The 22380-nt window shown below is 70.4% G+C and carries 22 protein-coding genes, 1 pseudogene and 2 riboswitches; of the genes and pseudogenes, 12 read left to right on the top strand and 11 right to left on the bottom strand.

Annotation, left to right across the window (positions count from 1 at the left end):
- Positions 1 to 32 precede the first annotated feature (32 nt).
- The gene (locus ACWC0C_RS06095; RefSeq protein WP_450861983.1) at positions 33 to 863 is read right to left on the bottom strand and encodes a hypothetical protein; all 831 of its coding nucleotides are present in this window, start codon (positions 861 to 863) and stop codon (positions 33 to 35) included.
- Between the two features lie 241 nt (positions 864 to 1104).
- On the opposite strand from ACWC0C_RS06095, the gene ACWC0C_RS06090 reads away from it, so the two are divergent.
- Positions 1105 to 1749 (top strand): methyltransferase family protein, encoded by a 645-nt coding sequence (locus ACWC0C_RS06090; RefSeq protein WP_450861981.1) that lies wholly within the window; start codon positions 1105 to 1107, stop codon positions 1747 to 1749.
- Positions 1750 to 1788: 39 nt separating this feature from the next.
- Here the strand turns inward: ACWC0C_RS06090 and ACWC0C_RS06085 are convergent.
- Positions 1789 to 2253 (bottom strand): annotated as a pseudogene (locus tag ACWC0C_RS06085) (alcohol dehydrogenase catalytic domain-containing protein); the annotation flags it as partial.
- Here ACWC0C_RS06085 and ACWC0C_RS06080 point away from each other — a divergent pair.
- The 4 genes from ACWC0C_RS06080 (at position 2188) to ACWC0C_RS06065 (ending at position 4266) form a co-directional block, all read left to right on the top strand.
- Positions 2188 to 2328: a hypothetical protein gene (locus ACWC0C_RS06080; RefSeq protein ID WP_449199194.1), complete on the top strand. Its 141-nt coding sequence runs from the start codon at positions 2188 to 2190 to the stop codon at positions 2326 to 2328. The pseudogene ACWC0C_RS06085 and the gene ACWC0C_RS06080 overlap by 66 nt on opposite strands.
- Positions 2329 to 2432: 104 nt before the next feature.
- Positions 2433 to 2553, top strand: a riboswitch (cobalamin riboswitch).
- A gap of 62 nt (positions 2554 to 2615) precedes the next feature.
- The gene (locus ACWC0C_RS06075; RefSeq protein WP_449199195.1) at positions 2616 to 3014 is read left to right on the top strand and encodes a (2Fe-2S) ferredoxin domain-containing protein; all 399 of its coding nucleotides are present in this window, start codon (positions 2616 to 2618) and stop codon (positions 3012 to 3014) included.
- Positions 3015 to 3094: 80 nt separating this feature from the next.
- A riboswitch (cobalamin riboswitch) is annotated at positions 3095 to 3234 on the top strand.
- A gap of 36 nt (positions 3235 to 3270) precedes the next feature.
- On the top strand, positions 3271 to 3492 hold the full coding sequence (locus tag ACWC0C_RS06070; RefSeq protein ID WP_031170427.1) for a CbtB domain-containing protein: 222 nt from the start codon (positions 3271 to 3273) through the stop codon (positions 3490 to 3492).
- A gap of 21 nt (positions 3493 to 3513) precedes the next feature.
- Positions 3514 to 4266: a CbtA family protein gene (locus ACWC0C_RS06065; protein WP_450861979.1), complete on the top strand. Its 753-nt coding sequence runs from the start codon at positions 3514 to 3516 to the stop codon at positions 4264 to 4266.
- A gap of 131 nt (positions 4267 to 4397) precedes the next feature.
- On the opposite strand, the gene ACWC0C_RS06060 is transcribed toward ACWC0C_RS06065, so the two are convergent.
- Entirely contained in the window at positions 4398 to 4979 is a 582-nt protein-coding gene (locus ACWC0C_RS06060) for a histidine phosphatase family protein (RefSeq protein WP_450861977.1), read from the bottom strand.
- A gap of 102 nt (positions 4980 to 5081) precedes the next feature.
- Between ACWC0C_RS06060 and ACWC0C_RS06055 the strand changes: the two genes are divergently transcribed.
- Complete coding sequence (locus ACWC0C_RS06055; RefSeq protein WP_450861975.1) at positions 5082 to 5882, top strand: BPL-N domain-containing protein; 801 nt, start codon at positions 5082 to 5084, stop codon at positions 5880 to 5882.
- 4 nt (positions 5883 to 5886) lie between these two features.
- On the opposite strand, the gene ACWC0C_RS06050 is transcribed toward ACWC0C_RS06055, so the two are convergent.
- From ACWC0C_RS06050 to ACWC0C_RS06035, 4 genes are all read right to left on the bottom strand, one after another.
- Positions 5887 to 6309 carry a hypothetical protein gene (locus ACWC0C_RS06050; protein WP_449202037.1) on the bottom strand — a complete coding sequence of 141 codons (423 nt, stop codon included), beginning with the start codon at positions 6307 to 6309 and terminating at the stop codon, positions 5887 to 5889.
- A 178-nt stretch (positions 6310 to 6487) separates the two neighbouring features.
- Positions 6488 to 8146: a hypothetical protein gene (locus ACWC0C_RS06045; RefSeq protein WP_450861973.1), complete on the bottom strand. Its 1659-nt coding sequence runs from the start codon at positions 8144 to 8146 to the stop codon at positions 6488 to 6490.
- Between the two features lie 290 nt (positions 8147 to 8436).
- Positions 8437 to 10071 (bottom strand): fucose isomerase, encoded by a 1635-nt coding sequence (locus ACWC0C_RS06040; protein ID WP_450861971.1) that lies wholly within the window; start codon positions 10069 to 10071, stop codon positions 8437 to 8439.
- Between the two features lie 204 nt (positions 10072 to 10275).
- The gene (locus ACWC0C_RS06035) at positions 10276 to 11763 is read right to left on the bottom strand and encodes an FGGY-family carbohydrate kinase (RefSeq protein WP_450861969.1); all 1488 of its coding nucleotides are present in this window, start codon (positions 11761 to 11763) and stop codon (positions 10276 to 10278) included.
- A 298-nt stretch (positions 11764 to 12061) separates the two neighbouring features.
- Here ACWC0C_RS06035 and ACWC0C_RS06030 point away from each other — a divergent pair, with 298 nt between their 5' ends.
- From ACWC0C_RS06030 to ACWC0C_RS06015, 4 genes are all read left to right on the top strand, one after another.
- Entirely contained in the window at positions 12062 to 13108 is a 1047-nt protein-coding gene (locus tag ACWC0C_RS06030) for a glycoside hydrolase family 172 protein (RefSeq protein WP_450861967.1), read from the top strand.
- 70 nt (positions 13109 to 13178) lie between these two features.
- Positions 13179 to 14546 carry an ABC transporter substrate-binding protein gene (locus tag ACWC0C_RS06025; protein ID WP_450861965.1) on the top strand — a complete coding sequence of 456 codons (1368 nt, stop codon included), beginning with the start codon at positions 13179 to 13181 and terminating at the stop codon, positions 14544 to 14546.
- Positions 14543 to 15505: a carbohydrate ABC transporter permease gene (locus tag ACWC0C_RS06020; protein ID WP_450861963.1), complete on the top strand. Its 963-nt coding sequence runs from the start codon at positions 14543 to 14545 to the stop codon at positions 15503 to 15505. The genes ACWC0C_RS06025 and ACWC0C_RS06020 overlap by 4 nt, the downstream gene beginning before the upstream one ends.
- Positions 15495 to 16352, top strand: coding sequence for a carbohydrate ABC transporter permease (locus tag ACWC0C_RS06015; RefSeq protein ID WP_450861961.1), 858 nt, complete (start codon positions 15495 to 15497; stop codon positions 16350 to 16352). Before ACWC0C_RS06020 ends, ACWC0C_RS06015 begins: the two co-directional genes overlap by 11 nt.
- A 75-nt stretch (positions 16353 to 16427) precedes the next feature.
- On the opposite strand, the gene ACWC0C_RS06010 is transcribed toward ACWC0C_RS06015, so the two are convergent.
- Both ACWC0C_RS06010 and lpdA read right to left on the bottom strand, forming a co-directional pair.
- The gene (locus ACWC0C_RS06010; RefSeq protein ID WP_450861959.1) at positions 16428 to 17426 is read right to left on the bottom strand and encodes a LacI family DNA-binding transcriptional regulator; all 999 of its coding nucleotides are present in this window, start codon (positions 17424 to 17426) and stop codon (positions 16428 to 16430) included.
- Positions 17427 to 17544: 118 nt separating this feature from the next.
- Entirely contained in the window at positions 17545 to 18942 is a 1398-nt protein-coding gene (lpdA, locus tag ACWC0C_RS06005; RefSeq protein ID WP_450861957.1) for a dihydrolipoyl dehydrogenase, read from the bottom strand.
- Between the two features lie 242 nt (positions 18943 to 19184).
- Here lpdA and ACWC0C_RS06000 point away from each other — a divergent pair, with 242 nt between their 5' ends.
- Positions 19185 to 20201, top strand: coding sequence for an alpha/beta fold hydrolase (locus tag ACWC0C_RS06000; protein ID WP_450861955.1), 1017 nt, complete (start codon positions 19185 to 19187; stop codon positions 20199 to 20201).
- Between the two features lie 106 nt (positions 20202 to 20307).
- On the top strand, positions 20308 to 20499 hold the full coding sequence (locus tag ACWC0C_RS05995; RefSeq protein ID WP_450861953.1) for a hypothetical protein: 192 nt from the start codon (positions 20308 to 20310) through the stop codon (positions 20497 to 20499).
- Between the two features lie 40 nt (positions 20500 to 20539).
- On the opposite strand, the gene ACWC0C_RS05990 is transcribed toward ACWC0C_RS05995, so the two are convergent.
- Entirely contained in the window at positions 20540 to 21103 is a 564-nt protein-coding gene (locus tag ACWC0C_RS05990; RefSeq protein ID WP_450861952.1) for a CGNR zinc finger domain-containing protein, read from the bottom strand.
- A 341-nt stretch (positions 21104 to 21444) separates the two neighbouring features.
- A complete protein-coding gene (gene surE, locus ACWC0C_RS05985; RefSeq protein WP_450861950.1) occupies positions 21445 to 22350 on the bottom strand; it encodes a 5'/3'-nucleotidase SurE in 906 nt (301 codons plus the stop codon).
- Positions 22351 to 22380 lie beyond the last annotated feature (30 nt).

Raw genomic sequence — 22380 nt, 5'->3', positions numbered from 1 at the left:
GGCGCGCCGGGCGGGCAGCGGGGCCGGGGTCGTCAGGACGTATCCCGGGCCGGCTCCGGCTCGGGCTCCTCGATGAGTTGCGGCGGGGAGTCGAGCACGGCCGACGGGTCGTCGGCGGCCTGCTCCAGCAGCAGCGGCGGCACCGGCTCGGCGTCGAGCCCGCGGCCCGGCTGCACGGGCCCGTACTCCTCGCGCACCCCGTTGAGCCAGGTGCCGCGCAGCCGTACGACCCGGAAGAGCGGCGTCACCGCCTCGCCGATCCACTGGAAGCCCAGGTGCCGGCTGCCCGTGACCTGTGCGGAGCCCGCCAGGTCGAGCAGTTGCAGCGGCCCCGCGCCCACGGAGGTGCCGAGCCGCAGCTCGGCGGAGGCGCCCGCCTCGGCGGCCACCAGCACGGCGGCCCCCTCGGCCCGGACCACCTCGGTCACGGCGAGCAGCCCGGCGTCCCACCGGCCCTCCCAGTAGCGCCGGACCAGCGCGCCGGCCAGGGCACGGGTGTCCGCCATCCCGCTGCCGGCCAGGCCCCGGTACGCCACCAGCGCGGCCCGCTGCCGGGCGAACCGCAGCAGCACTCCGGCGTCCGCGTCGACGAGGGCGGAGAACAGCGGGTCCGTGGCGCCGGACACCTTGAAGCGGACGTCGATCCCGCCTCCGGCGTCGTGCACGAACGCGCCGCGGGCCTCGGGCGCCGTCTCGTCGAACGCGATCCGCCGCTCGGCCAGCGTCCCGGCCGCGCGGACGGACCCGCGGGAGTCGTGCAGGACGTCCCCCACGGCGACCTTCTGGAGCAGGGGCCAGGCCAGCCACCAGTCGCCCCACGCCTCGCGCATCGCATCCCGGTACACGGCGAACGCATGGACCACGGCGTTCAGCTCCTCCCCTGTCCCGCCCGACCACCTGCGCGCAGGCTAGCAGCGCCGCATCCGGGACGCGCCCGAACTGCCCTGTTCCGCAGGGACTTTGACGTGGTCTGCCGCGCTCCGCGCGCCGTCGATCGCCCGTCGGGCCGACGGCGCCTCCATCCGTGGATGGAGACAGCTGGAGCGCTCTCCATCGACCCGTGGGTGGTGGTGATCGACTGTGTGCGCGGAGCACCCTTGGGACATGGGCTCTCTTCACTCGGCACTTGTCCTGATCACCGGCGTCTGCCTGGTGATCTTCGTCGCGGCCTGGATCGCGGGGGCCGTCTATTTCGGCGTGAAGAGCCGGAGAGGCGTGCGCGGCTGGGTGCGTGGACTGCGGCGCACGCTGCCGCGCCGGGTGCTGCTGATCGCGGGCGTCTATGCGTTCTCCCTCCTGGTCGGGCACTCCCGGGGCTTCTGGCGTCACCTGCGGTACTGGCAGCCCGAGCTGGCCGTCCTGGGCGTCCTGCTCGCCATCGCCTCCACCGCCCTGCTGCTGTGGGCCCGCTGGGTTCTGGGCACGATGTGGGCCAGCGTCCCGACGGTCCAGGAACACCATGAGCTCCGCACCGACGGGCCCTACCGGCTGGTCCGCCATCCCATATACACCGGCCTGCTCGGCTTGATCGCCGGCGCCATGCCGGCCTGCGGCTTCGGCGTCTGGACAGCGGTCCTGGCGGTCGCCGTGCCCTGGCTGCTGCGGCGGGTCCGGATCGAGGACGGCCTGATGGCCGACCGGTTCGGCGCCTCCTACGACACCTACCGCGCCGATGTCCCGGCCCTGATCCCCCGCATACACCCCGCCGCCGGTCTCGGCCTCCGCCGTGCGGGGGGCGGGCAGCGGTAGCCCGGTCGGTAGTACGGCCGCCCGGCTCCCGCGGGTGTACCCGCGGGCGACGACCAGGACACAGGCCCCGGGCCCGGCCTTCAGGTGCGGGGCCACCAGACGCCGCGACAGGGACCAGTTGTCCCCGGCCGAGGCCATGGCCACCGGGTTCAGATCGGCGGGCGGGGGTACGAGCATGGCGTCCGCTCAGGGCACGCGCACCAGGTCGGAGAAGAGCCCGCCCCAGCTGCCGCCGATCGGCGCGCCGTACATGGTCATGTGCGGTACGGCCGTGCAGTGCGCGGTCAGCCCGGCGCGGCAGTTCTCGCAGCTGCCGCAGTTGATGGACCAGGGGACGACCACGAGATCGCCCGGGCGTACGACGGTCACCGCGTCACCGGTCTCCACGACCCGGGCCACGCACTCGTGACCCAGGGCGAACGGCGGGTCGATGAAGCTGTGACCGGCGAGGATCGCGGTGTCGACGTCGCAGGTGGTGGCGGTGACCGGGGCGACGATCGCCTCCTCGACCAGGTCGCCCGGCAACTGGAGATCCTGCTCGCCGACGCACTCGACCGCCCGGTCCGACCGACAAGGTGAAGCCGCTGTCTCCGGACGGGGAGTGAACAGCACGGCGACCGTGTACCGGGCCTGCCCGCCCCGTGATGGCATGATGATCGTCGACATAGGGCGACGGCGGTCCGAGGAAGCCGGTGTGAATCCGGCGCGGTCCCGCCACTGTGACCGGTGAGCGAGTTCCGGCAGGTCACTGCCCCGACCGGGGCGGGAAGGCGGCGCGAGCGGGGTCCCGGGAGCCAGGAGACTCACGCGGTCGCCTCCTCGACGGACACCGGGGCGGATCTCCCCGGGAGGGGGAGTGGTGCGGCGTGCCCGAGAAGCCGGCGGAAGAGGCGACAGCCGGGGCCAGGGTCGGGAGCGGTTCGGCGCCGTGCCGGGTCGTCGTGTGCCGGGACTGCTGCTGCGGCAGCCCCAAGGTGACCGGGGTCGATCACGCGGCGCAGACCGCGCGCCTGCGGGCAGAGGTGCCGGTGCGCATCTCCGACTGCCTGGACGTGTGCGATCAGGCGAACGTCATCGTCGTACAGCCGTCCGCCGCGGGCCGGGCCGCCGGTGCGCGGCCGGTCTGGCTCGGGCTCGTCAACGACCCTGACGCCACCGAGGACATCGTCACCTGGGTACGCGCCGGCGGCCCCGGCGTGGCACCGCAGCCGGACATCCTCGACCTGTACGCCTTCACCCCACCACGGCGCCGTACGAACGCCTGAGCCGCGCCGCGGGAAGTCCGGCCGCACGTCCCCCTGTTGAGAGAGGAAGATCACGTAGGGGAGGCGCTCTTGGCCGCGCCCGCGTCACGCGGTACGGTCTGTCCGATATCGACGACGGCGAAACGGAAGCCGGTGGGAATCCGGCACGGTCGCGCCACTGTATGCGGCGCCCCCCAGGGGGCTCGCGAGTCAGACCCGTGGCCGTCGTCCTGTGCACCACCGAGATGGGACGCGAACTCCCAGAGGAGGTCCTGCCATGGCGCAGACCGTCGCCCAGCCGACAGCCACCACCCCCGTCGTTCCCGCCACGCTGCCACTGAAGGCGATTGCTCCCTGGGCTGTCTTCTTCGGCATCCTCATGCTGGTCCTGCTGTACTTCGTCGGCGCCGAGCAGGGCGCCACCTCCGTGTTCAACGGCACGGACGTCCACGAGTGGGTGCACGACGCCCGCCACCTGCTCGGTTTCCCCTGCCACTGACGCGAGGGAAACCGTACGCACATGAATTCCGCAACCGTACGGCGCCTTCTCGTACGGGGCATGCTCGCCGGCCTCGCGGCCGGCGTGCTCGCTCTGATCGTGGCGTACGTCCTCGGCGAGCCGAACGTCGACAAGGCGATCAGTTTCGAGGAGGCCCACTCCCACGAGCACGAGATGGAGGCCGTCTCCCGCTCCCTGCAGTCCACCGCCGGCCTCGCCACCGGTGTCCTCGTCTACGGCGTCGCCTTCGGCGGCATCGCCGCGCTCGCCTTCTGCTTCGCCCTCGGCCGCATGGGCCGCTTCGGCCCGCGCGCCACGGCACTGCTGCTGTCGGGCTGCGCACTGCTCGCCGTGTACGTCGTGCCGTTCCTGAAGTACCCGGCCAACCCGCCGTCGATCGGCAACGCCGACACCATCGGCAAGCGGACCACGCTGTACTTCCTGATGATGCTGCTCAGCGTCCTCCTGGCGGTCGCCGCCACCATCCTGGGCAAGCGTCTCGCACCGCGCCTGGGCACCTGGTGGGCGACCGTGGTCGCGGTGGCCGCGTTCGTCGTCGTGATCGGCCTGGCCTACCAGTTCCTGCCCGTCGTCAACGAGGTGCCCAAGGACTTCCCGGCCACCCTGCTGTGGCGGTTCCGGCTCTCGGCACTGGCGATCCAGACCGCTCTGTGGGGCGGATTCGGCCTCGCCTTCGGTGAACTGGCCGAACGGCTCCTGAACCCCAAGCCGGCAAGGGCCGCGAGCGGACAAGCGGTTCCGGCCGCGCACTGACTCCTTCCGGACAACACAGGGCCCGTGTAACTGGTCGTCGGCCGCCAGGGACATCCCCACCGGGCGCAGGTGGCATGCCGCCGTCGGCGGTGCCGTGACGGGCGCCGCCGACTTGATCCGCCGGACAGGCCCTAGTCGGCCTCCGGCACGGAGAGCGGGCGTCCCAGCCGCAGATTCCAGCGGCCGGCCCGGCCGCTGAGTTCGGTCACGGTCAGCGGCGGCACGTCGAGGCGCCAGAAGACCGCGGCGGGCATGCCCAGCGCTTCGAGGGCCGCCGCCCGCACCACCTCGGGCTCGACCACGGCGAGCGTACGACCCTCCAGGTTCTGCACGTCGGCCAGCCAGCGCGCGACGCGTCCGCACAGGTCCCGCACGGACTCACCTCCATGCGGCGCGCATTCGGGATCGGTGAGCCAGCGGCCCACCGCCTCGGGCTCGGCGGCCCCGACCTCGTCCAGGGTGCGACCGCGCCAGCGGCCCATATCGAGACCCGCCAGCTCCGGCGTCGGCACACCGTCGAGGCCCAGCGCCGCGGCCGTCTCCCGGCAGCGCACGCCGGGGGAGGTGAGCACACGAACCGCTGCGGGCAGCGACCCGGCAGCCGAGCGCGCCCGGGCCGCGCCGCTGTCGTCGATCGAGCCGCCGTCGTCGAAGCGGGCCTGCCGCAACGACGTGCTCATGGCGGGGGAGACGAGAAGGACTCGGCTGGTCACGCGGTCGCTCCTGTTGCTGTCGGGGACGCCGTCACCACGCAGGTGCGAACATGGCAGGCTACTCTGGATGGCTCGTTTCCCGGAAAGAGCAGGCGGCGGCACGTGATACCTCCCGTTCCCCCCATCAGCCGGCGCCGGCTGCTCGGCCGGGCCCTGCCCGCCGCGGCCGCCGGCCTGCTGACCGCCGGCACGGTCACCGCCTGCACCCGGACGAGCGCCTCCCGGCAGGCCGCCGAGCCGCTGCTGGCGCTGGTCTACCGAGGGCCCGGGGCCTGTGGGGGGTGCGCCGAGGCGGTGGCCGCGCTTCTGAAGAGGGCCCCACGGCCGTTCACGGTCAGGTACGTAGGCCCTGAAGAGGACGTACCGTTGACCGCGGCCGGCCTGGCGGACGCCGACGTGTACGTCCAGCCCGGCGGCGATGACGACCTCGACGGAACCTGGGCGAAGCTGAGGGGCGCCGCCGGGGCGATCCGTGACTGGACCCGGGACGGCGGCCGCTACCTGGGATTGTGCATGGGCGGCTATCTGGCCGGGAGGGACCCGGGATTCGGCCTGCTGCCCGGCGACACCGACGAGTACATCACCTCCCCGCGTGCCTCGGTCCGCGACGAGAGGGACACGGTCGTGCCGGTGACCTGGAAGGGCAAGCCGCGTCACATGTACTTCCAGGACGGGCCGTTCTTCGTTCTGGACGACGGGGCCGACGCAGCCGTGCTCGCCAGGTACGACAACGGCACCGCGGCCGCCGTCGTCGCGCCGTACGGCAAGGGGCGGGTCGGGGTGGTCGGACCGCATCCGGAAGCCGATGCCTCCTGGTACTCCGACGAGGGGCTGAGGAATCCCGACGGCGTGTGCTTCGATCTCGGCCACGACCTCGTCGAGGAGACCGTCAGGGGGCTGTAGCGGCTCAGTAGCCGCCCAGCAGGGCCCGTACCCTGCGCAGGGTCTCCGGCCCGGCGGAGCTGTGCCAGCGTGCGGGATCGGCGGGGCGCCGTCCCCACAGCAACAGGACCCGCACGGCCGCGTCGCTCTCGATCGTGGCGGGGCCCTCGGGGGCGGCGAGCCGGATGCCGCCGCCGTCGGTGTCGGCGGTCACCACGACGTCGTCCATGCCCGGCGTCCGCAACCGGCCCTCGACGCGCCCCTCGGGGCCCAGATCCAGACCGGTGCGGCCGCGTTCGAGCAGGGGCCGGCCGACCGACACCACACTGTGCTCCGTCATCCACGGCTCGTTGAGGGCCTGCACCGCCGTCCGGTCGTCGCCGGTCAGGTCCCAGCGGTGCAGGATCAGCTCCTCACGCATGTGTTCCGCGAAGAAGGCAACGGTCACGGTCCGGCCGGTCCACCTCACACGTCACGTACCGTCCACGCCTCGCACCATGTGCCGTCGTCGGGCCGCCGTGCCTGCACGGCGTGGACGAAGGGGGCGAGCTCAGGCTGGGTCTCGTCGACCTTGGAGGGAATCATGCGCCACGGGTAGCCCGGCCGTGCGCCGGTCAAACCACGGGTCAGCGGTCATAGGCCTCCAGTTCCGCGATCGACGTGAACGTCTGTGTGCCGCCGCTTCCGCCGATCACGCGTACGCCGTCGCCGGTCGTGGTGTCGAAGTCGAAGACATACGTCTTGTTGGTCCCGGCGGCCGACGACGTCGGATAGGACGGCGTCACCCGCAGACCGGTGACATCGGTCCAGACCCCGTCACGCCGCACCTGGATCCTCGGTGCGTCGCTGAACCAGCCGCCGTCACCGAACATCGTGCCGGTCGTGTAGGCCACTTCGTCGAGACTGTAGGTGCGCGGCCAGGTGTAGCCCCACCAACTGGCCGGCTTGCGTTCGTCGTTCCAGTCGTCCTCGTTCTGGCCCTTGTCGCCGTCGTTGTAGATCGAGGTGCCGAAGTGCGTGGCGCGTTCGATCGGTACCGTGCCGGGTTCACGCGCGAGGTTGCGGGTGCCGCCCGGCGCGTTGCCGGGCGTGGTGGGCGTGTACGGGGTGAGGGACATCTTGCGCAGGGAGAAGGTGTACGCCCAGAAGTCACCGGCCGGGTAGCCGCCGCCGCACGGACAGACGTTGGACTGCAGCCACATCGACCTGCCGTCCGCGCTGATGTATTTGGACGGGATGGTGGTGGCGTAGCCGCCGTGCTTGGTGTGCGTCCACGGGTAGCCGCCGAAGTCCTTCGGGGTGAAGTGCTTCCACGGGCCCCACGGGGTGGGGGCCTCGTAGAACTCGTACGTGTACTCGGTCCAGGAGGTGTAGATATAGCGGTTCAGCGGTTTGTCGTAGACGATGCCGCCCTGGCCGATCACGCTCAGGTCGCCGGCCCGGCCCGCCGTGCCGACGTTCTGGTAGATGCGGTGGTCGTCGTGGAGCACCGAGACCCGCTGGTCGATGTCGGCGGTCCACTGCGGGGTGCCCGCGCTGTCACCGGCGTAGAAGCGCCAGGCCGACCGGTCCTGGATCGACGTGGCCGGCACCCGGGCCAGATACAGATCGGCCGGATCCGGGTCGGGGTCGTAGGTGTCGCGCCAGTCGTAGTCCAGGCCGTACGCGTAGACGTATCCGTCGGGGCTGTTCGCGTTGTCCTTGCCGTAGTCCAGGAACATGATCGTCGTGAACTTCTGGTTCGAGAACATCGGTGTGCTCTGGTCCGACATCCAAGTGGCGCCCTTGTCAGTGGACTTGACGATCGTCGCGCTGGGCGCGTTGTCCAGGGTGCCCTGCTTGAGGTCCTGGACGGCGAGGTACAGATCGCCGTTCACGCAGACCATGCCGGTCGGCTTGCGGTAGTACTGCGTGGGGTCGCCCCAGATCCGGCCTATCCGGTCGCCCGCCGCGAGCTGCGTGCCCGTCAGATTGCCGGGCATGCCGCTGATGCGGGCCGCGCCGATGTCGTGCCAGGTGTCGCCGAAGCCCAGGCCGTCGCCGTAGGCGGCGTAGACGTTGTCGTCGTTCGACCAGCACGACGGCCACAGGTCGCCGTGCTCCCGGTTGTCGCCGATCGCGGGTGCTCCGACGGTCGCGCCCGCATCGACGCTCACGGTGGAGAAGTACGTACTCTCCGGGGCGTTCGTCAGCGCACCGGTGTCGGCGTGGACGGCCGGTGTGGTCAGTGCCGCCACGGCGGCCAGGCCGGCCGCCAAGGTGATCAGGGCTCTGAGTCTTCGCACAGAACAACTCCTCGCGGTGGGGATCGGGAACCGAGGAACGTGCTCGGACGGCCGGCAGATCGTGCCCCGGCACCGGGTCCTCGGCATGCGCAGGGGATACCGAGATCCTTCGAGGGCGCGGCGAACCGGCCACGCTGAACTCCTCGGAAGCGTGGGGCTTCCTGGTTCGCCTGCTCGGTGGTTCACGTGCCGGTTCGCGGTGCTCCGCCCGTACGAGGGGTGATGGGGCGGAACACCGCGAAGTCCTGGTGCGGGCGGGCCGTCGGGTACTCGCCCGCCCGCCGGTTCGGCTACAGCGCCACGTCCCCGCACAGGTGGACCTCGACGCCCAGCTCGGCGAAGAGAGCTGCCTTGGCGCGCAGTGCCTTGTCGGCACTCGCGGCGTCGGGGGCGTAGGCCACGTTCAGGTGGTTGGCGCGATGGCGGGCCATGAACTGGTCGCGGGTGACGCCGTGCAGCACCGCGTGCATGATCGGCCACTGCGGGGTGGTGGCCGCGAGCCGGCGCTGCGTCTCCTCCTCCGGCAGCTCGATCGCGGTGGCACGGCCGAGGTCGACATGCAGCCGGCCGTCCATCAGGAACACCCGCGACCAGACGATCTCGCCCGGCCTGGAGACCCCGCTGAGCGTGCCGCCGCCGAGCGGGAAGTACATCGGGGGCTGCCGCATGCTGTACGACTTGTGGTAGCCGCCGTTGTGCGAGGCGGGCACCGAGCCGGAGATCTCGAAGACCCACACGAACCGGCTGTCGTACTCCTCGCCCCAGCGGATGTCGTGCAGCGTGGTGGCCGGGTCGAGGCCCATCGCCGTCCAGATGCGGTTCGTGACCAGGGAGTCGACGGCGACGCCCTCGTCCACCTCGTTGAAGTGCGGCAGCGGGGCGCCGGCGTACAGCTCGCGGGCCCCGTCGCGGCTGAACACCGGTGGGCGCTGGACGTTGTTGAGCAGGCCCTCGGCGAGGTCGCTCGCCGGGACGGTGTCCTTCAGCCCCTGCTGGTACTGGATGCCGACCGCGTCGAGCCCGAAGTCGTCGGCGATGCGCAGCGCGGCTATGTACATCTTGAACTGGCTGAGCAGTTGGCCGTCGGTGAGTTCGGTGGCCTCGTCGGTGCCGGTGTGGAACCTCATGCCGGCGTGGTCGAGCCAGGCCCGGACCGCCCGCGCCTCCTCGTCCGGGACCTTGTTCATCTCCGCGACGAGGGCGCTCTGCGACAGCCGCTCCTTGTAGATGCCGAGCGGGTTGAGGAACTCGTCGTCGATGATGGCGTTGTACATGCCCATGGAGCCCTCGTCGAAGACGCCGATGATCGCCTTCTCCTCGCGCAGCTGCCGGGCCAGGGCCACACCGAGTTCGGTCTCGGCATCCTCGGGCAGCGGCGGCAGCGGCCGGACGTGGCTGGTGTCGTGGGTGAGGGTGCCGGTCTCCAGCCAGGTGCGCAGGCCCTCGCGCGTCCAGTCGTCGGTGAAGTCGGCGCTCCACAGCACGGAGTACTCGCGTCCGCCCTTGGTGAGGCTGCCGGCGAGGTTCAACAGGCCGACCAGGCCCGGGAATTCACCGCTCCAGTTGGCGACGACCAGGATCGGGCCCCGGTGGTCGCGCAGCCCGGCCAGGACATGGTGACTGTACTGCCAGACGCCCTCCACGACGATCAGCGGCGCGTCCTTGGGCAGCGTCTTGAACACCTCGATGCCGGCGCGCTGGCTGTCGATGAAGCCGTGCCCCTTGGCCGTGTCGAAGGCGTGCCCGCGGCAGACCTGCCGACCGAGGTCGGTCAGCGCGGCGGCGAGGTCCTTCTCCAGCTTCTCCTGGGTCGGCCAGCAGGTGACATTGGCGGCGGGGCGCAGGTCACCACTGGCCACGGTGTAGACGGTGTGCGGCTCGGCGGCGACCGGCGGGTTCGGCACGGGCAGGGTGTACGCGGTCATGCGATCTCCGTTGGGGTGTGCGTAGGGCAGCCACCCTCCAGCCGGCCGAGTCGGTCCGGCGCCTTTCAGGCTGGGCCGAGTCGGTTTCGGTGCCTTTCGGGCCGACCGAGTCGGGTGGTGGGTGGGCATAGGTCGGAGGTCCAGGGGGCGGAGCCCCTTGGCGGGGTTCAAGAGGCGGAGCCCCTTGCCTGGCCGAGGCCCGGCTCAGCGCTCCTGGAGCGGCGCCAGCGCATGCACGGTCGCCGAAGTCTCCCGGTACAGCCGCCGATAGAGGCCGTACAACTCGTCGTAACGGCCCCGGTGCTCCGCACGCGGTGTCACCGTCCGCCGCACCGGATTCCAGTCGTCGATACCGGCGTCCCCCACGAGCTGCGCCGCGAGCAGTGCGCCGCCGTAACTCGCGCCGACCGTGGTGGTGCGCAGCTCCTGAGGCCGGCCGGTGATGTCGGAGACGATCTGGGTCCACAGTGCGCCCTGGGTGCCGCCGCCGACGGCGACCACGCGGCGGATGTCGCCGCCCGCCTCCTCGATGACCTCGATGTTGTGGCGCACCCCGAACCCGGTCGCCTCCAGCGCGGCCCGGTAGAGGTCACCACGAGTGTGGGACAAGGTGAGTCCGGCGATCACGCCCCGGGCGTCCGGGTCCATGATCGGAGTGCGCTCGCCGGAGAAGTACGGAAGCATCAGCAGCCCGCCCGCGCCCGGCCCCGACTCGGCTGCCAGGCGGGTGAGTTCGGCGTGGTCGCCGGCGGCGAACAGCTCGCGCAGCCAGTTGGTGACCGCGCCGGAGGTGGCCATGCCGCCGGCCAGGTTGCGGGTGCCGGGCAGGGCGCCGACCGTGCCCCACAGCGACGGGCTGGTGAGCGGTTTGGGCACGGTGTGGATCAGGAACATGGTCGTGCCATACATGAGCATCAGGTCACCGGTGTGCTGTGCACCCACGCTGAGAGCCTCGGCCCAGGCGTCGATGGTGCCGGTGGTGACGGGGATCCCGGCGGGCAGTCCCGTCGCCTCGGCGGCCTCGGCGGCCTCGGCGGTGATGGTGCCGGCCGACTCGCCGGACCAGCGCAGCGGCGGCAGTTCGATGCCGGGGGCGACCTCGGCGGCCCAGGGGCCGTACCACTCGCCCGCGAGGGTGTCGTACAGCGGGGTGCACTGGCTGGCCGAGTGGTGGTCCAGCACGTAGGCACCGGTGAGCTTGCGGACCAGCCAGGAGCTGGGCATGTACAGGCGGCGGGCGCGGGTGTACAGCTCGGGCTCCTCCTCGGCCACCCAGGCGATCTTCGGCCCGGCGGCCTGGGTGGTGAGCGCGGAGCCGCCCCGGCGGATGATCTCCCCGGCGCCCAGTTGTTCCTCGATGCGGCGGATCTGGCGGACCGAGCGGGTGTCGACGCCGTAGAGGATCGCGGGGCGCAGTGGGGTGTCCTGCTCGTCGGTGAGCAGGACGCAGGGGCCCATGCCGCTGACCCCGACGGCGAGCACGGTGGTGTCGTCCGGGCCGCTCAGCTCGCGGGCGATGCCGGTGAACTCGCGCCACCACACGGAGGCGTCCATCTCGAAGCGGCCGGGGCCCGGCCTGGTGGGGGTGTGCTCCCGCACGGCCGAGCGGATCAGGGTGCCGTCGAGACCGACGAGGACGCCCTTGGTGCTCGATGTGCCGATGTCCACACCGATGACTGCGTTGCGAGGCATGACAAGCACGCTGGCAGAAATCGATTTCAGCGTCAAGAGGCCGCGCTGAGTCGGGTTTTGTGGCCGAGAAGAGTCGCAGCAAGCCGTACAAGCCGCATAAACCGGTCATGGTGGGGTCGGCAGCATGCGCTTCGATCTCACCCCTTGACACCCTCCGAGGTCGGCCCTACGTTTCGCTGAAATGGATTTCAGATGGCTGCACGGCCCGGCTCCGGGCCCGCCCCGCACGCCACCCATGAAGGCACAGAACACGATGACGACCTTTGGACTCGACGGCATCTCCCGCAGGACCCGTGCCGTGAGCCGATCCATCAGCGCCGAGAACTTCACCGGTGCCAAGTCCGGCGGCGGCCGCGCCACCGGGGGCACCGGAGCGGTCGCGGCGAGCAGACTGGGGCCGGGCTGGAAGATCTCCCCGAGCATCGACATCGCCGCCGGCGAGACCGCGGTGCTCGCGGACATCGAGGGGCCGGGCACCATCCGCCACCTGTGGTGCACCACCGACCCGCACACCGCCTGGCGGGGCACCCTGCTGCGGATGTACTGGGAGGGCGAGGAGACCCCGGCCGTCGAGGTCCCGCTCGGCGACTTCTTCTGCAACGGCTGGAACACCTTCAGCCAGGTCTCGTCCGTGCCGGTCGCCGCCAATCCCAACGGCGGGTTCAACGCGTACTGGCCGATGCCGTTCCGGCGCAGCGCGCGCATCACCCTGGAGAACCTGACCGCCGAGAAGGTCACCCTCTACTACCAGGTCGACTACGAACTCGACGAGGTCGCCGACGACGCCACCTACTTCCACGCCCAGTGGCGGCGCAGCCACCCGGTGCCCTACGGCGAGGTGCACACCCTGCTCGACGGGGTCACCGGCGCCGGCAGCTACGTGGGCACGTACCTCGCCTGGGGCGTCAACAGCCCCGGCTGGTGGGGCGAGGGCGAGTTCAAGTTCTACCTCGACGGCGACGACGAGTTCCCGACGATCTGCGGCACCGGCACCGAGGACTACTTCGGCGGCGCGTGGAACTTCGACGTCCCCGGGCAGGGCTACACCGCCTACACCACCCCCTACCTGGGCCTGAACCAGATCCTGCGCCCCGACGGGCTCTACCGGAGCCAGCAGCGGTTCGGGATGTACCGCTGGCACATCCTCGACCCCGTCCGCTTCTCCCAGGACCTGCGGGTCACCGTGCAGAGCCTCGGCATCGGACCCGGCCAGGGCAACGGTCTGCCGCACCGCTACCGGCACACCAGCGACGACATCGCCAGCACCTCGCTCTTCTACTTGGACGCCCCCGGCTCCGCCTCCCACCCCGCCACCCCGGACCTGCTGACCCTCGAAGTCGACTGACCGCCCCCTTCTCCGTACGCCACCCCCCGCTCTTCATCCGGCCCCATCCCACTCCGACAGGAGCGCACGCATGCTCCACCACGGCAATGAAGCCGGGCGCCCGGCCACCGCGTCACGCCGGCGTTTCCTCACCGCGGCGGCGGGCGCCGGCGCGGCCCTCGCCTCCCCGGCCCTGCTCACCGGTTGCGGCACGGCCCAGGCGAAGGGGGGCAACCTCCAGTTCTGGAACTTCTACGGCCCCCAGCGCTCGCCCGACCCCGCGATCAACGCCCAGTCCAAGTGGTTCGTGGACATGGTCGCCGCCTGGAACCGCACCCACAAGGCGCAGATCGACCTCGTCTACCTGCCGCAGCCCACCTACCTCAACGGCTTCAAGCTCCCGTCGGCCTTCGCCACCGGCGAGGGCCCGGACATCTTCCTGCTCTCGCCCGGCGACTTCCTGCGCTACTACAACGGCGGTGTCCTCGCGGACCTCACCCCGCACATGGACAAGGCCGCCATCGACGACTACGGCCCCGCACTCGACAGCCGCAAGGTCGACGGCAAGGTCTACGCCCTCCCCATGGAGATCGAGCCGCTGGCCATGTTCTACGCTCAGGACGTGTGGGAGAAGGCCGGCCTGTCCGAGGCCGACATCCCCACCACCTGGGATCAGATGCTCGACATCGGCGACAGACTGCGGACGAAAACCCGGGCGGGCCTCGTCTTCGAGACCCAGCCCGGCTACTACCAGAACTTCACCTGGTACCCGTGGATGTGGCAGGGCGGCGGCGATGTGCTGGACCACCAGGGCGAGGTCGTCTTCGACTCCCCGGCCACCCGCCAGGCTCTCGCCCTGTGGCAGGACGCCGTACGCCACGGCATCGCCCCGCGTACCGTGCCCGCCGCCGGCGATGTGATCGGCGGCTTCAAGGGCGGCAACGTCGCCATGTGGCAGCAGGGTATCTGGAACGTCTCCAGCTTCAAGGCGTTCGCCCCCAAGTACCGCTACGGCGTCTTCAAGCTGCCCGTTCCGCCGGGCGGCAGGTACGTCACCACCCTCGGCGGCTGGTCCTTCTGCGCCAACGCCCAGGGCCGCAACCCCGAGGCGGCGGCCGAGTTCTGCGCATGGGCGCTCGGGTCCATGAAGGACGACTCGATCAACCGGATGGTCGACTGGTGCGTCGGCGCCAAGTCCGATGTGGCGCCCCGCGCCAGCGCCCTGGAGCGGGGCGCCGCGAAGGGCGGCTACGACTCCGAGATCATGAAGAAGTTCAAGGACGAGATCTTCCCCGGCGGACGCGCCGAGCCGCGCTACCCCCCGGTCGTCTACAAGGCCATCTCCGACGCCATCCAGGGCACCATGCTCGCCGGCCGCGGGGTGGCCGGCGAGGCGGAGAGAGCCGCCCAGTCCATCGCCGCGTACTCCAAGAGCTACAAGGGGGCGAGCCTGATATGAGCAGCGTCGCCGCACAACAGCGCCGGCGGGCCGCCGCCCCGGCGCAGGCGCCCGCCTCCGCGCGGGCGCCGAGACTCAGCCGCAAGCAGCGGGAATGGCTGGCCGCGGGCCTCTTCCTCGCCCCCGACGTCCTCAGGCTCCTCGTCTTCGTCGCCATCCCGATGGTGCTCTCCGTCGCCCTGAGCTTCTTCCAGGTCAGCGGCTTCGGCTCGTACCGGTGGATCGGGCTCGGCAACTACCGGCGGATGCTGCACGACCCGCTGTTCTGGGACTCCATGAAGATCACCGGTGAGTACGTCGTGATCCTCGTCCCCGTCCTGTTCTGTGTGAGCCTCGGCCTCGGCCTGCTGGTGAAGCAGAAGCTGCCCGGCATCGGCGCCTACCGCACCGCGCTCTTCCTGCCGTACGTGATCAGCCTCGTGGTGGTCGGCGTCCTGTGGAAGTTCCTGCTCGACGAGCAGACGGGCGTGGTCAACCGGGCGATGCGGGCGGCCGGTCTCGACGGCGAGTCCTGGCTCGGCAGCCCCTCCCTCGCCCTCGGCTGTGTCATCGCCGTCATGGTGTGGGTGATGATGGGCTACTACATGATCATCTTCCTGGCGGGGCTCCAGGAGATCCCCAAGGAGTTCTACGAGGCCGCGAAGCTGGACGGCGCGGGACCCTGGACCACCTTCCGCACCATCACCTGGCCGCTGCTGCGCCCCACCAGCTTCTTCGTGCTGCTGATGTCGACGGTCGCCGCCATCACCGGCGGCCTCGACCTGATCTTCGTCCTGACCAACGGCGGCCCCGCCAACGGCACTTCACTGGCGATCTTCTACATCTACCAGCAGGCCTTCGGATTCGGCGAGTACGGCTACGCGTCGGCCATGGGCTCGTTCCTGGTGCTGATCATGGTCCTGATCTCCGCCGTCATCTTCAAGTTCACACGAGGCGGGAGGTTCGACGATGGCGAGTGACGCCCTGAGGACCCGGACGGGCCGGGAGGGCGGACGCCGGCCGCGCTCCACACGCGCGGGACTGACGGCCCTGGCCGTCGTCCTGTCACTGATCAGCATCCTCCCGGTGCTGTGGATGGTCACGTCGTCCTTCAAGACCCGGGCCACGGTCACCGACGGAAACCTGATCCCACGGGACTTCACCTTCGACAACTTCGTCTATGTCTTCACCGAGGTCCCCTTCGCCCGCTACCTCTGGAACAGCTTCTTCATCTCCGCGGTGATCACCGTGGCGGCGCTGTTCTTCCACTCCATGGCCGCCTACGCCCTCGCGCGGCTGCGCTTCCCGGGCCGCGAGAAGCTCTTCGGCGCGATCTTCGCCACCCTGCTGGCCACGGCCCCGGTCGTGCTGATCCCGCTGTTCCTGGTCGCCCGCCAGCTGGGCCTGCTCAACAGCTATGCCGGGCTGATCATCCCGGCCATCTTCAACGCCTTCGGCATCTTCCTGCTGCGCCAGTTCTACCTGGGGCTGCCCAGGGAACTGGAGGAGGCGGCGATCGTCGACGGCTGCGGCCACTGGCGGGTGTACTGGAACATCGTCCTGCCGGTGTCCCGGCCCATCCTCTCGGCCCTGGCGATCTTCTTCTTCCTCGCCAACTGGAACGCCTTCGTCTGGCCGCTGGTCGCCACCAACGACCAGTCCCTGACGGTGGTGCAGCTCGGCATCGCCTCGTTCCAGAACCAGTACACCTCCAACTGGAACTACATCCTGGCGGCGGCCACGGTCGCGGCGCTGCCCATGCTGGTCCTGTTCTTCGTGTTCCAGCGGCAGATCGTGGAGTCGATCAAGACGTCCGGACTGAAGTAGCTCCGGGCCCGTGAACAGGGGCGCCGTACCGGCCCGTTGACGGTACGGCGCCCCCCTTTCCCGTCGTCGGGTGCCTCACGGCCCGGCGGTGCTCTCCCGCACCTGGAGCGTGGTGCGCAGCACCACGGTCTGCAGCGGCGACGGCTTGCCCTCGATGCGCTGCAGCAGCAGATCGGCCGCCGTACGACCCAGCTCGTAGGAGGGCAGCTCCACGGCGGTCAGGGACGGCTGCACCAGCGACGCCCAGGGCACATCGCCGAAGGACAGCACACCGACGGCCGGGGGAGTGCGCCCGACCTCGCGCAGCGCGTCCAGGACGCCGATCGTCATGAGGTTGTTGGCGACGAACACGGCGTCCGGCGGCTCGGGCAGGGCCAGCAGCTCGCGCATCGCGGCCCGGCCGCCCTCGACACGGAAGTCGGCGTGCCGTACGTAGGCATCGCCGGCCGGGGCGGCGTCGCCCGTGGAGTACACGGCCATGCGATACCCGGCCAGGCGTTCCTCGGAGGTCGAGGCGCCCCGCGGACCGGTGATGCAGGCGATCCGGCGGTAACCGGCCTGCAGCAGATGACGGGTGGCCACCTCGCCGCCGTGCTGGTTGTCCACCTGTACGGCGTCCACCTCGGCTTCGTGCGGCCGCCGGTCCACGGCGACCACGGGCACGCCCCGGGCGAGCAGTGGCCCCAGGTCCGTCTCGTCCTGCGAGGCCGCGGCCACGATCACACCGGCCATCTGCTCGCCGAGGGCGACCTCGAGGTAACGGCGCTCCTTGTCGGTGTCCTCGTCGGAGTTGCACAGGACGACGGAGAGGCTGGTGCGCTGTGCGGCGTCCTCGACCCCACGGGCGAGCGAGGTGAAGAAGGGGTTCTCGATGTCCGGGATGATCAAGGCGATCACGCTGGACTGCTGCTTGCGCAGCGACCGGGCCACCCGGTTGGGCGCGAAGCCGAGAGCCGCGGCGGCCTGCTGAACGGACAGGGCGCGTTCCGGCGTGACCCTTCCGCCGTTGAAGACACGCGAGACCGTCGCCGGGGACACCCCGGCGGCTCGCGCCACGTCATGAATCGTCACCACCTGTGTGCGCATCCTTTCGCCGTGCGTGACACCAGCCTACACCTGTCCTTGAAAAGGATTTCATCCCTGAATTGAGCCGACGGCCGGATGCTTGCCGTCCCGCCGTCCGCAGCCCCGCTCAGAGGTTGATCATGTGGCCGGCCAGGCCGTGGAGGGTGTCCTGCACCGCCTCGCTCAGGGTGGGATGCGCATGGACGTTCCTGATGAGCTCGGTGACGGTAAGGTCCCACTTCTGGGCGAGGGTCAGCTCCGGGAGCAGTTCGGTCACGTCCGGCCCGATCATATGGGCGCCGAGCAGTTCGCCGTAGCGGGCGTCGCTCACCAGCTTCACGAAACCGGCCGTTTCGCCGAACCCGTGTGCCTTGGCATTGGCGGTGAACGGAAACTTCGCCACCCTGACGTCGAAGCCCTCGTCGCGCGCCTCGGCCTCGGTCCAGCCGAAACTGGCGATCTGCGGCCGGCAGAACGTCGCACGCGGGATCATGCGGTAGTCCAGTTCCATCGTCTCGGCGCCGGCGATGCTCTCGGCGGCGACGACGCCCATCGCCTCGGCCGCGTGAGCCAGCATCAGCTTCGCCGTGACATCGCCGATGGCGTAGATGTGCGGCTGGCTGGTGCGGCAACGGCCGTCCACGTCGATGGCACCGCGGTCGGTCAGCCGTACGCCCGTGGCGGACAGCCCGTAGCCGGCCGTACGCGGCTGGAAACCCGTGGCCTGCAGCACCCTGTCGGCCTCCAGGACCTGTTGTCCGTCGCCCTGCCGGACCCTGACGCGGACGCTGTCGGCATCCTCCTCGATGGACTCGACGCGGGTGGAGGTCAGCACGTTGATCCCCTGCCGCCTGAACCGCTTGGTGAGCTCGGCCGACACCTCCTCGTCCTCCAGCGGCGCGATCCGGCCCAGGAACTCGACCAGCGTCACCTCGACGCCGTAGGAGCGCAGCAGATAGGCGAACTCGACGCCGATGGCGCCGGCCCCGGCGATGATCAGGCTCGACGGGAGGCTGTCGGCGAGGATCTGCTCTTCGAACGTCACGACACGCTTGCCCAGCGCCGTTCCGGGCAGCAGCTTCACGGTCGCCCCGGTGGCGATGACGCAGGAGCGGAAGGAGAGCGTCGCCTCGCCGTCGCGCAGGCGCACTTGCAGCGTGTGCGGGTCGACGAAGACGCCCTGCCCCTCGAACTGGGCGATCTTGTTCTTGCGCATGAGATAGCCGACGCCCTTCGCGCGGCCGTCGGCCACCACCCGGCTGCGTTCATAGGCGCTGCGGTAGTCCAGACTCACGTCCCCACCGATCTTCACGCCGAACTTCTCCGCGTCGTGCAGGACCAACTGCGCGACCTCGGCGTTGCGCAGCAGCGCCTTCGCCGGGATGCAGCCGATGTTCAGGCAGACGCCGCCCCAGAAACGGCCCTCCACGATCGCCGTACGGAGTCCCAGCTGAGCGGAGCGGATGGCCGCCACATACCCGCCGGGGCCGGCTCCGAGGACGACGACGTCGAAGTCAGTGTCCATCTCCACAACCCCTTGATCTCCACGGCCGACACCTCGATCCGTCGGTTGCCGCCGATGCCGACGGGCCCCTGGAACCTCCCTGCCCACGGTCTCCCATCCGCAGCGGCACCGCATCACGTGGGGTGCGAGCCACCCGCTTGCGTCCGCTTGGGTCATCACCGGTCATCGTCACCTGTTTGACAGGTGACGAGATGCGTGTGAAGGTTGTCATGCCACAAGCCGTGCGGCGAAGGGGGTCCCTCGTGATCGACAGGCGTACGTTCACCAAGGTCATCGGCTTGGGCACCGGCGCGGCCGCTGTCTCGCCGGCCGGCCTGCAGTCCGCCGCGTCCGTCGTCACCCCCGGCGCGCACACGGCTTTCCGCACGCTCAAGCAGGTCAGGGCGGGCGTCCTCGACATCGGTTACGCCGAGGCCGGGCCTGCCCGCGGCCCGGTCGTCCTGTGCCTGCACGGCTGGCCCTACGACATCCACAGCTACGTCGACGTCACCCCGCTCCTCGCCGAGCTGGGGTATCGCGTGATCGTTCCGTATCTGCGCGGTCACGGCAGCACGCGCTTCCTGTCCCGCCGCACCCCCCGTACCGCCGAGCAGTCCGCCGTCGCGCTGGACATCATCGCCCTGATGGACGCGCTCAAGATCGACAAGGCGGTGCTCGCCGGCTTCGACTGGGGCTCGCGCACCGCCGACATCATCGCCGCCCTCTGGCCCGACCGCGTCAAGGCCCTTGTCTCGACCGGCGGTTACCTCATCACCGACGTCAAGGCTCAGCAGGAGCCCGCCGCCGCGGCCGTCGAGCACAACTGGTGGTACCAGTGGTACTTCGCCACCGAGCGCGGCAAGAAGGCGATGGAGAACGTCGACGAACGCATCGCCCTGTGCCGTTACGTGTGGACCCTCGTCTCGCCCAACTGGGACTTCGACGAGGCCACCTTCCAGCGCACCGCCCAGGCCTTCGAGAACCCCGACTACGCGGCCATCGTCCTGTACAACTACCGCTGGCGCATCGGCCTGATCGAGGGGGATCCCCGCTACAGCCGCTACGAGGCGCAGCTCGCCGCCCGGCCGCCCATCCGCGTCCCCACGATCACCCTCGACCCGGCCCTCGATCCCTTCACCCCGGCCGGTGACGGCTCCGCCTACCGCGACCACTTCACGGGGCCCTACGAGCACCGCACCATCGCGAAGATCGGGCACAACCTGCCGCAGGAAGCGCCGACCGCCTTCGCGCAGGCCGTCGTCGACGCCGACCACCTCTGACGGCCCGCCGGCGCGCCGAAGGGGACGTGGTCACCATTTCCCAGGCGTCACCGTCGTGACCGGTGACGAACGAGATTGTCAAGATCGATGAAGTGGAGTGTGGGGCATGGGCAAGGAACTCACGGCGGACGCCGCCGCGGCAGCGGCACGGCACGCCCGCTACGGCAGCCTCCCCGAGCGCATTCGCTTCGAGGACATGACCGAAGAGGTGGCCGCCCCGACCGGGGCCGATGCCTCGTACGACCCCGTGAGCTCGTGGAAGTACTACTCGTGCCTCGCCCTCGACCTGGGGTTGTAGGCAGCCTTCAGCCTGCCTGACCCGCCCCGCCTTGGCGGGGTCAGTTCCCGGCGGTGACGGGCGCCGCCTTCTTGCGGGCGCGGTAGGCCGCCGCCTTGATCTTGTTGCCGCAGGACTCCATGCCGCACCACTGCCGTCGCATGCCCCGGGAGCGGTCGATGTAGACGCGCGTGCACTCGGGGTTGCCGCACTCCTTGAGCAGCGGGACGTCCGGGCCGCTGAGCAGTTCGACGGCCTGCCGGGCGACGGTGGCCAGGGCTTGCCCGGGCGTCGCGTCGGTGTGCCGGCCCGCCCGGGTGAGCTGCGGCGTCGCCGGGACCTGGCGCGCGGCGGCGTTGAGGACCGCGAGGGCCTCACGGTCGAAGTCCTCGCCGAGGCGGCGGTTGGTGACGAGTCGGTAGATGGCCTCGCGCACCGCGATCGCCTCCCGGACGTCGCCGTCCTGGCCGGGCGTGATCGTGTCCACGAGCCCGGACTCCAGGTACCAGGCGTTGAGCCGGTCCGGCGTCACGAACATCTCGAACCGGGTCGACCGCCGGGCGCGCAGGGTGGCCGCGAAGTCGAGCGCCGGGTGCCCGCACACGAAGACGTGGTCAAGATTCACATCACCATCTTGACAGGTGACTCTCGTGCGCCGCAAGGCTCCTTTGTGCCCACCCCCTTCGAGCCGCCGTCTGCCCAGGACCACCTGCGGCTGTCACCGAGGGCATCGCACGGTCCCGGAAGTCGGGCGTTCGCCATGTCGACACCCGGGACCTGGGCTCCGTAGAGGGTGGGTGAGTACGGGTCGTCGAACTCGTAGACACAGGTGGGTACTTGCGCGGCGAACGTGCGAGCGGTGCTGAGCGTGTGACAGGCGAAGGTGGAGTCGGTGAGGACCGCCGACAGCGCGTCGCACGGCGTGGGGTAGGCCGCCACCGGATAGTGGGCCAGGACCTGCTGAGCCTACGGGCGCAGGTCGGCGAGAAGCATCGCGGTCTTCGCGAAGCCGACGGTTCCGGTGTTCCAGTCGGGAGAGATCGGCGTGACGGACACCCTGTCGGCATTGATCGCCTCGACGTCGCCGCCCTTCTCGGCAGGCGCCGGGACCACGTTGACGTTCACTTTCCATGTGCCGTCACCGGAGTCGCTGTAGTCGGCCTTGAGGACGGGCTGCGGATCCTGGGTCGTGACCGAGACTCCGGAGGCGGTGCCCTTGCCGTCGGGACCGACCACCGGATGGTTGATGTCGAGCCCCACGCCCTCGGGCAGCAGCCGCCCGTCCCTGGCGCGGCTCCGCAGGCGTTCGATGAGCTTGACGGTGAAGTCGTCGGTGGGCCGCATGGCGTTGAAGATGGGCTCCGGCACCGGTGCCGTCATCCCACCGGTGCTCACGGCAAGGGCGGGCACACCCCGTTCCAGGGCGGCAATGGCGCCGCCAACGGTCCCCGAGTGGGTGGCCAGGGCCGCCACGTTGGGACCGAAGTTCGTGCCGGAGACCACGAGATCCGGGGCGTGGTCGGCGAACACCTCGGACAGCCCGAAGGACACCGAGTCACCCGGCGTCCCGTCCACGGCCCACACCCGGGGCTCGGGGTGCTTCACCGTGATGGTGCTGCTGCTCATCATCTTCGTCCCGGCGCCGCTCTGGTTGGTGAGCGGGGCGACGATGGTGACGTCGTAGCCCGCCTCGGTGAGCCGCCGGCAGAGCATGCGGATGCCCGGGGCGTTGTAGCCGTCGTCGTTGGTCAGCAGGATGCGCATCGGGCCGTCCTGCGCGGTCTTCGGCGCGGCGCTCGCCGGCACGGCACCGACGAGAGCCGGCGTGCACAGCAGCAGAGCGGCCAGGGGCAGAACGCGCGTGCGTCTCACGGAGTGCTCCTTCGATGGGTGAGGAGATAG

It is taken from the genome of Streptomyces sp. NPDC001709 (genome assembly GCF_053596375.1).
The sequence above is the reverse complement of the archived record's forward strand: the minus strand, read 5'-3'. Positions and strand labels throughout refer to the sequence as shown.